At 53.9% G+C, this 4,901-nt stretch carries 4 protein-coding genes; 1 reads left to right on the plus strand and 3 read right to left on the minus strand.

Translation table 11 applies throughout. From position 1 onward, the window contains the following. The first annotated feature begins 385 nt into the window (after positions 1-385). Entirely contained in the window at positions 386-1,729 is a 1,344-nt protein-coding gene (locus CJZ82_RS17255) for a C39 family peptidase (protein ID WP_094556963.1), read from the plus strand. Here CJZ82_RS17255 and CJZ82_RS17260 read toward each other — a convergent pair. The 3 genes from CJZ82_RS17260 to CJZ82_RS19265 all read right to left on the minus strand — a co-directional run bounded on the left by CJZ82_RS17260 (position 1,726) and on the right by CJZ82_RS19265 (position 3,941). Further along, positions 1,726-2,217 carry a hypothetical protein gene (locus tag CJZ82_RS17260; RefSeq protein WP_233130364.1) on the minus strand — a complete coding sequence of 164 codons (492 nt, stop codon included), beginning with the start codon at positions 2,215-2,217 and terminating at the stop codon, positions 1,726-1,728. The genes CJZ82_RS17255 and CJZ82_RS17260 overlap by 4 nt on opposite strands. A 949-nt stretch (positions 2,218-3,166) precedes the next feature. Next, positions 3,167-3,451 (minus strand): transposase, encoded by a 285-nt coding sequence (locus CJZ82_RS19260; protein ID WP_158218634.1) that lies wholly within the window; start codon positions 3,449-3,451, stop codon positions 3,167-3,169. Beyond that, on the minus strand, positions 3,375-3,941 hold the full coding sequence (locus tag CJZ82_RS19265) for a transposase (protein ID WP_094556968.1): 567 nt from the start codon (positions 3,939-3,941) through the stop codon (positions 3,375-3,377). The genes CJZ82_RS19260 and CJZ82_RS19265 overlap by 77 nt, the downstream gene beginning before the upstream one ends. Positions 3,942-4,901: the final 960 nt, after the last annotated feature.

A 4,901-nucleotide genomic window follows, 5' to 3' on the forward strand; every position in this document is an offset into this window, starting at 1 on the left:
AACTGTTCAGCTCACGCCGCCGCGTCCTTGGCCCCTCAGCGGTATGCGGTCAGGCGTGGATTACAGAGCTCGTGCGTACCGCCCTCTGAACGGGTACATAGCTATTTAAGCCTTGAACTATGCCGCTCTCCAGATAATACGGCAAGGCAGAACAGTCGGAGTTCAGTACTTACAGGCTAGAATGATGCTCACTGACAAGATCTGAATCTTCATTAAAGGCATCAAACTGGCAGCAGATCCGCACTGTAAATATTTAGCAGCCCAAGTGCAGCGGAGGCAAGCGCCCCAAATGACAATGCTAACTTAGTTATGACATTTATGGCCTGTCAGCCCCTAGGCAGTCTTTGACTTTTTCTGAAATCGTCTGATCTGGCTCATCTCCGACATGACAACCACGGTTCCGCAACAAGCCATTGCCCTCATCAAAGAGTTTGAAGGCTGCCATAGGCTGAAGCCAAGTGACAACTTAGTGCACGCCTACCCCGATCCACTCAGTGGTGGGGACCCCTTTACCATTGGCTGGGGAACCACTGTCTATCCGGATGGCAGGAAGGTGCAACCAAGTGATTCCATTACAAAGGAGGATGCAGATAAGTTCTTTGCAACAACCCTCCAGGAAAAATACTGGGAGCCACTTTCCAAGAAGGTTCCCGGCTGGGGTGAGATCAATGATCTTATGCAGTCGGCACTCTGCAGCTTCGCCTATAATCTCGGGGTTGATTTCTACGGCAGCGGTGGTTTCAACACAATCAGTGCCTGTCTGCGTGAAAAGCGCTGGGACGATGTTCCGAGTGCCTTGATGCGCTATGTCAACCCCGGCAGCAATGTGGAGGCGGGACTGCGCCGCCGTCGCGATGCAGAGGGTGACCTTTGGCGACAAGGGCTTGAACTCCTGAAGGGTACCGGCGCACCTGCTCCGAAACAGGAAATCCTAGAAGCGATCACCGAAACGTTCCTGAAGAAGGACAAGGTGGACTCCTCGCAGTTGGGCCCCCAGCAGTTGGTGCCTGTCGAGACAGGACGTCAGTACAAGGTTGAGCAGGTCCTCGAGACGTCGGGAAACTCGAAGAAGGTTCGACTTGCCTACGGATCTGGTGACTGGTGGTTATACCAGCCCCACTGGAGATCCGCCGTGACTGAGGCTGCAACCGCCACGGCCCCTGCAGCTGGTCCAGGTCTTGAGCGGGTCGTCGATCCATCCAAGCCCCACCTCCTCGATGTGCCTTACCTATCCCAGCTCGACAATCGCCAAAACCCAACCGGGTCCTGCAATGTCACATGCGTGGCCATGTGCCTCACCTTCCTCGGCATGCCCCATCCGCCCGGCACCCAGCTGGAAGACGCACTCTATTTGAAGATGGAGAAACTGGGCTGGAGCCGACACGATCCGCAGGATCTCAAGGCTCTGATCGACTCATACCCCGGTTACAAAGACATTTTCCGTCAGAACGGCGGCTTCAAGGATATCCAGACGTCAATCGATGCCGGCAATCCGGTGATCATCCATGGCTATTTCACCAAGTTTGGACATATTATTGTTGTCTGTGGATATGACGACAAAGGCTTGATCGTCAACGATCCCTATGGCGAATATTTCAGCAGCGGTTATGACAATAGCCAACGGGGAGAGAAGCTCCACTATTCCTATGGCTTGATTGCCCGAACCTGCTCCCCGGAATCTGTTGCCACGCCCAAAAATATTTGGTACCACACAGTGTTTAAGGTCTAGGGATGAACGGCCCCCATCGAGTCAGGGTTGATGGGGGCGATAAAGAAAGCACTCGCACGAACGAAGCAGGTGGAGGGGGTGCCTCGCTCCTGCAGGCGCGCATCGTAGAGAATATCCACAGGTTTGATCTCGACTTGCAGATAAGCTTTGCCCTGACTCAGTTGAATGGGTCTGGCGATCACCGACGTGCCAACACTCTCGATCACCGATCCATACTTCAAGGCGATGGTGGGCCTGCCTTTGAGGTCACGGCACCAGAGACCACGAGGGTCTCGATCGACGACCAACCAAAAGCGCTGCCGGTAGGAGCCACGGTTGCCGGGGATTTCTATCGAGCGGAAGTCACCGTCTTGTTCGGGACGGATCACATCGGCGCTCTGTGCTTTTGCCACCATATTGGGGGATATACTGAAGGGTGAGCAAAGCAGACAAATCAGGCTGCTCTTGACCAGCCTGAGGCAAATCTTCTGGGTTCGGTGCTTGGTCACAGGTGATGTAAATACGGAAAGCACGGAACCGGCTCGCACTATCAAGACGATCAGGATGGATCTATCGTACCAGCAAGCAAATTATCAGAATGGCTTCGGTTTCTAATCCACAGAGTAGGAAAATCAATCCACTTCAACCTCAGCCCAGGCTGTTGGCCTGGTTGCGGGAGCGGGCTAGATTGCCGTACATCCGACGGGCCCGGTTCAAGCCAGCAAGCGAGCGATGGGCAACGAGGGAGTGCCAAGGCGAGAAGGACTGGTGTTCGTCTGCCTCGAGCCGTTCGGCATGGTTGATGTCTATGTCTTGTGGGGGCAGGCGAAGAGTGGCCACTTGTTGAAAGGGAGAGAGGGTTTCATCCCACTCCTGGATTGGATTCTCGATAGGCATTACCGCCGGATCAGTCTAGAGCTGGACTAAGAAATCGAATACGACCTCCCGGCTGGCCAGACTGGTAAAACAGCTTCCCGCAGAACGTTGTCGAGATCGGTGGCGGTTGAGGGATCAAACGGCGGATCCATCTCCCGGGGCATGATGGCGAACTTCATCGCCCCATCGCCGAGGCTGTAGGGGGTGGCTCTCCAGTAGCGGAACTCAAGGGGGCTCGTAAGGGGACCTCGAATAGTTGACACTCCCGAGTCAATCTTGTGAAACCACAAGAAATCTCCCTGCACGTGCAGTTCCGCCAAGTGAATGGCTTCCATGACTTCATGGCAAGGCTACTGTGCTGCTGACGAATGATTCAGACAACCAGCACTGCTTTGGCGTTGCGGTGCAGGTAATGCAGATGATTGTAAGTCAGATTTCGCAGTCCCCACGAAGCTCTCATTCTCGCCAGTCCAATCCGCCTTGTCAGCTTGCCGCACATGCAGGTTGTGATGAGACCAAAGACATGCTCAACCCTTTCCCGCACTTTTGATCGCACCTTGTTCTGCTCCTGCGCTTGCTCGCTCAAAGGATGGCTGCACGCACCCTTCTCATGAATGCGACTCTCAAACTCACCAAATCGAGAAGATCCTCAAACCTGGCACCTGCATAGCCAGAATCAGCCCAGACGTAATCATCTCTGCCCTCAGGATCTAGTACCTGCGGCAGCATCTGGCTGTCGTGAATGTTGTTTGGAGTAATGGCAAGTCTGCGGATAAAGCCGTGAGAGGCGTCAACTTTCCTGGCAGAGGGGGTTCTTGTATCCGAAATGGCTGATTCCGATCTTCTTAACCCAGCGGGCGTCAGCATCCCTTTGGTGCAATAGGCTTGTCTTGTCCAACCACTTCTCTGGAATGGCTCCATCCTTGATGGCATAGTTCTCCTCCCGTGAGTTTCGCTGTTTGGGAACAGATACCAGCGAGGCATTGACGATCTGCCAACCACTGGCCTCCAGCCCCTGGGAACGCAGGTGCCCCTCAAACCGTTCTAAAGACTCGAGGATGACGCCGGTCTTGCGGACTCGCTCGCGGAAGAAAGCAATGGTAGTGGCATCAGGAATCGTGTTCATCACTCCCAGTCCGACAAAGTCCTCGAAGGATCGCCTGTCGTTGACCTGAGACTTCAGCTCCTCATCGCTGGGGTTTAACAGCTGCTGAAGCACCAGCATCATGAATAGGATGATCGGATCAGTCCGCTTGCAGCCAGCATTACTCCTTCGTTCATCACTGTAACCTTGCTCTATCAGTGACCTGAAGGCTTCCCAGGGAATCGCCTCAGATAAAGTCGCTAACATCGGCATTTTTCGCTGAAGACGCTGAGTACGCCTCTCCTGAACCCAGAAACCAGGCTGTCCCACTCGCCTATATTAGACAGTACAGATTTTATCGTGGTAATTGATCAGCGCTAAGGGTGTTGAGGAATTTTTCGAGGTGCCCAAAGAGGCCATCGAAGATTTACCCGTCTTGGGATGGGTGGCTTGGATCAGTAATGGATAAGCCTATAGATCGCGAATCCCAATTACGATGGTCTTTGTCTTATGGATGGAAGCCTGGGCTTCTGCATTCCAGGCAGCTCAGTTTGCGGTTGAACTCCAGGGCGATATCCCCATCAGCATGTGAAACATTTCACGATTACTGAATCATTTGAGGCAACGCAGGATGTCCTTGCACTGTTCCAGATACTAACGCTTTGAGCCACCGCCGCAGGTGGAGTGCCGTCTTTGTTGGCAAGCTCCGGCATGGTCTTTGGGCCCAAGTCATACGGCATGCTGCTCCCAGCGCGACATACTTATGACCAATGCGCCTCGCTCTGCAATGTGTAACTGCGACCCATCCGCTGAATCAGGCAAAGGCAGGACTCCATCGAATCAAACCAACTCACCTTCTCCACCAAACGCTGAGCAGTACTCTTCACTCCTGCCAGCAGGTGGTCTTACTCGTCCTGAAAGTTTGATGGATCGGGGTCCAACTCCGGGCTCCAGCTCTCTCCCCCACCTCAGGTCATGTTCCTGGATGTTCGGTGTCTGACTCAAAAGAAACCTTCCAATTGCACAGGGTGCTGGGGGCCATCAGCATCATCACAAACTGATTTAACTTCGGGCGTACTCATCCTGAACTCCTCAATCCCTCTTCACTTCCTTCACCTACTCGCGTGGGAGTGCTCCCAGGGCCGACTGAAAGTCAGGCACAAGGGAGCTGGTGCGGCCATGCTGGTGCCGGTTTTATCGGGACTGCTCCCGTCCATTGGCCCAGCCTTCTGC

Source organism: Synechococcus sp. 1G10 (genome assembly GCF_002252625.1).
In the GTDB taxonomy this organism is placed as follows: domain Bacteria; phylum Cyanobacteriota; class Cyanobacteriia; order PCC-6307; family Cyanobiaceae; genus Regnicoccus_A.